This window comes from Gardnerella vaginalis, from assembly GCF_001546455.1.
Classification (GTDB): domain Bacteria; phylum Actinomycetota; class Actinomycetes; order Actinomycetales; family Bifidobacteriaceae; genus Bifidobacterium; species Bifidobacterium vaginale_B.
Window position 1 is genome coordinate 174,158 of record NZ_KQ956825.1, and the last position, 3,740, is coordinate 177,897.

At 51.2% G+C, this 3,740-nt stretch carries 3 protein-coding genes and 1 pseudogene; 2 read left to right on the plus strand and 2 right to left on the minus strand.

Annotation, left to right across the window (positions count from 1 at the left end):
* Positions 1-434: tyrosine-type recombinase/integrase (locus HMPREF3216_RS06330; protein WP_155639689.1), on the plus strand; the 434-nt coding region annotated here is incomplete at its 5' end.
* A gap of 86 nt (positions 435-520) precedes the next feature.
* Positions 521-1,360 (plus strand): ParA family protein, encoded by an 840-nt coding sequence (locus tag HMPREF3216_RS05975; RefSeq protein WP_060787370.1) that lies wholly within the window; start codon positions 521-523, stop codon positions 1,358-1,360.
* 221 nt (positions 1,361-1,581) lie between these two features.
* On the opposite strand, the gene HMPREF3216_RS05980 is transcribed toward HMPREF3216_RS05975, so the two are convergent.
* The gene (locus tag HMPREF3216_RS05980) at positions 1,582-2,838 is read right to left on the minus strand and encodes a hydroxymethylglutaryl-CoA synthase family protein (RefSeq protein WP_230953867.1); all 1,257 of its coding nucleotides are present in this window, start codon (positions 2,836-2,838) and stop codon (positions 1,582-1,584) included.
* Between the two features lie 326 nt (positions 2,839-3,164).
* Positions 3,165-3,740, minus strand: a pseudogene (locus HMPREF3216_RS05985) (hydroxymethylglutaryl-CoA reductase, degradative); the annotation flags it as partial.

Here is a 3,740-nt window from a genome sequence, read left to right on the forward strand (position 1 = left end):
GGCTTGTGCCGATTGGAAGGTGCGCGGTTTGTGCGTTGCGCGATTATTTAGATAAAGCTAGGCCGATTCTTGCGGAGCGAGCTGGGAAGTCGCAAGCAACCGCAAAGTCGCAGGTAAAGTCGCAGGTAAACTCATTATCAAAATCCGCAAATTCTCACATGATTTTTCTAAACAAACGCGGCAAAGTGCTTTCTCGCCAATCCGCATGGGAGGCGATTTCGCGTGCTGGCAAGCTGGCAAAAATCGGCAAAGAATTGCATCCGCACACGCTCCGTCACTCGTTTGCAACGCATCTGATTTCGGGCGGCGCCGACGTACGCACGGTGCAGGAGCTGCTTGGCCACGCGTCCGTTACAACAACGCAGATTTACACGCATATAAGCCCCGCGGCGCTTATGGAGGCGTATGCTATGAGCCATCCGCGCGCAAGGTAGGTGTTATATTCTCCGCAAGGTAGGTGTGATATACGCCGCCGCATTACACAAATCCACTGAACATACCTTTTGCTAAACTAGAGCGTATGCCTACTGATTTACTTGGACGCGAATATGAGACTTTCCGCGCGCCAGATGCGCTTACAACGCACGGTCCTGCGCGCATTATTGCTATGTGTAACCAGAAGGGTGGCGTTGGTAAAACCACCAGCTCCATCAACATTGCTGGAGCGCTAAGTCAATACGGTAGGCGCGTTTTGATTGTTGACTTCGATCCGCAAGGCGCTGCAACGGTGGGGCTTGGGATTAATGCCAACGCGCTTGACAACACGGTTTACACGGCGCTTTTTGATTCTTCTGTAGATGTGCACGATGTGATTCGCCACACGGCCACAGAAAACATTGACGTTATGCCTGCAAACATTGATCTTTCGGCGGCAGAGGTGCAGCTTGTTACCGAGGTTGGTCGCGAGCAGATTTTGGCTGGAGTGCTGCGCAAGGTTCGTAACGAATACGACGTTATTATTATTGACTGCCAGCCTTCGCTTGGCTTGCTCACCGTTAACGCGCTTACGGCGGCGGATGGCGTGATTATTCCTGTTGCGGCGGAGTTCTTTGCGCTTAGAGGCGTGGCGCTGCTTATGCAGTCGATTGAAAAGGTGCAGCACAGAATTAACCCAGATTTGCAGGTGTTTGGCGTGCTCGTTACCATGTTTACGCGTACTTTGCACAGCGAAGAGGTTTTGCAAAGGATTTACGAGGCATTCCAGGGGCGCGTGTTGCATTCTGTGATTTCGCGTTCGATTAAGCTGCCGGATTCTACTGTTGCGGCGGTTCCGATTACGATTTTTGCGCCTGAGCATAAGACGGCGAAGGAGTATCGCGAGGTTGCGCGCGAGCTGATTGCTAGCGGCGTTGTTGCGTAGCGCTTTTTGTTGCGTAGTTTCTGTTGTGCGCGTGGTTTAGAGCTGCGAAGTGCGTCAATTTTTCCCGACTTTGTACGTGATTTAGGCCGAATTTGGTACAAAGTGCGGAGTTGTTTGACGGGTTTTGTACGTGATTTAGGCCAAATTTGGTACAAAATGCGGAGTTGTTTGACGGGTTTTGTACGTAATTTAGGTTGAATTTGGTACAAAATGCGGAGAGACTAAATCGAAAGATAGCGGCGCTCTTGAGACGTGATGGAGTCAAGAACGAATCGCACGCCACTTCGATGATTTTGGCTGCTGGCAAAATCTTGCGGCGAATAAGGCGCCGCGCTGTTAAACATCGCCTCGTATTGCAAAACGCTTAATTGCGTGCGATTGTTTAGCGCTTTTATGTGTTGATTGGAAAACAGCGCATCTCGCCATCCCGGAACAAGCGTTGCGCTGAAGAATTCTGCAACAGCGCCCGAGCCGTAGGAGAACAAGCCGATTTTTTGGCCTGGGAGTAGGGGAGACGGGCATGTAGGTGGTTCGTTTGTGTGTGCTGCGGAAGATAAGTCGCAAGCAACCGCAGGCGAATCGCCAACAGACTCTGATGAATCGCAAGCAGTTGCTGATGAATCACAAGAATTCCTAAAATAATCGCAATCAAGTAAAGAAATTAAGCCCAAATAGAGCGAGCCGGTGTAAATATTTCCGATTCGGCGACTGTACTTAGTGCTGTCTTGGTATCGCGCAAGAAGACGTTCGCGCGTGTCGCTCGTAGGAGACATGCCCGAATTTTCCTCAAACCCAGCTCGAAGCGCTTTAAGCCCCATTTTTGTGTATGGAAGATGGAAGCAAATCGCCTCAAAATCGTTGAAATTGCAGGCGTTTTCTGCACTGTACCGCTGCCACACATCGCAGAACATATTGATGTATTGCTCGGTTGAAAACTTTCCGCGCGCCAACGCCGTGCTTTGATACACTGGCCTCCAAAAATCCTGGATTTCCGCCGATTTTACCACGCTGTCATCGTTGATTTGCAACACGCGCGGATTTTCGCTTACAAGCATCGCCACAGCTCCAGCGCCTTGCGTCACTTCGCCAGGAGTGCCAACGCCGTAACGCGCAATGTCTGCCGCAATTACCAAAACCTGCGTGCCTGGATGCGCCAAAATGTAGTCGCGAGCCATCATAAGAGCCGCAGTTGCGCCGTAACACGCCTCTTTTACTTCCACGCAGCGCACCCACGGGCTAAGGTTTAGAAGCTTGTGAATGTAAAGCGCGCTGGATTTGCTGGCATCGACTCCGCTTTCTGTGCCAACAATCACCATTTTTAGTCGGTTGTTATCAATGCTTGGCAATAGCGGCAGCGCGGCTTGGGCGCCAAGCGTTACAATGTCTTGGTGGTTTGGCGGCACTGCTTGCTGGCTTTGGCCTATGCCGATTATGAATTTATTTGGGTCGATTCCGCGCGCAATCGCCAGGTCTTCCATGCTTAGGTAGCAGTTTGGAGTTGCGAAAGTTATACGGTCGATGCCAACTTTTGGCGGAATTTTTTGTGTGTTGGGTGTGTTGGGGGTGTCTGGTGTGTTGAGTGTGTTGGGCGTGTCTGGTGTGTTGAGTGTGCCTTGCGTGTTGTCTGGCGTATGTGAAGTGTTGCTCATGTTTTCCTGCTTTTTAAGGGCGATTTTTTTTAAGGACGATTTTTTTTAAGGACGATTTTTTTTTAAGGACGATTTTAGTGGTGTAAATTTTACGGCGCGGAAGCTTCCGACTTTTCCTACGGAAAAATGGCCATTAACCGCACGTTTACTCGGTTTTACGTGTTCTTGCGCTTGCGCAAATCCTCAAGAATTATTCTTGCAGAACTTGTGCTCAAATCGGAAGAATTTTCGTTTAGAAGCGCGTGCGCAACTTTTTGAATTTCGTCTCCATGCGCTCCAGATGCAATAGCGATGTTTGCGGCCTGAAGTCGCATGTGGCCAGCCTGGATTCCAGGGCCAGCGAGCGCGCGAAGAGCCGCCAGGTTTTGTACGAGACCGACGGCGGCTAGAACGTTGCGAAAATCGTTGGCGTTATTGACTTTAGCAAGTTGCAACGCGACTTTTGACATTGGGAGAGAGGCGATTGCGCCGCCCACCGTGCCGATTTGCAGTGGGATTTCGATACGGCCGTAAAGGATTTGGCTGTTATTTTGCAAGGTCCACGTTGAAAGCGGCATGTAGCGGCCAGATCTTGCGGCCCATTCGTGCGCGGCGGCTTGTAATGCGCGCGTGTCGTTGCCCGATGCTGCGGCTGCGGCCACTATTCCGTTTAGGATTCCTTTGTTGTGGGTGGCTGCGCGCTCCGCGTCTACGGCGGCCAGGGAGCTTAAGGCGGCGATGCGGCGCGCAAG

Excerpts from the sequence above, each read along its gene's own strand:
- HMPREF3216_RS05975 (WP_060787370.1), top strand. The coding sequence starts at position 521 with ATGCCTACTGATTTACTTGGACGCGAATATGAGACTTTCCGCGCGCCA.
- HMPREF3216_RS05980 (WP_230953867.1), bottom strand. The coding sequence starts at position 2,838 with ATGGAAGACCTGGCGATTGCGCGCGGAATCGACCCAAATAAATTCATA.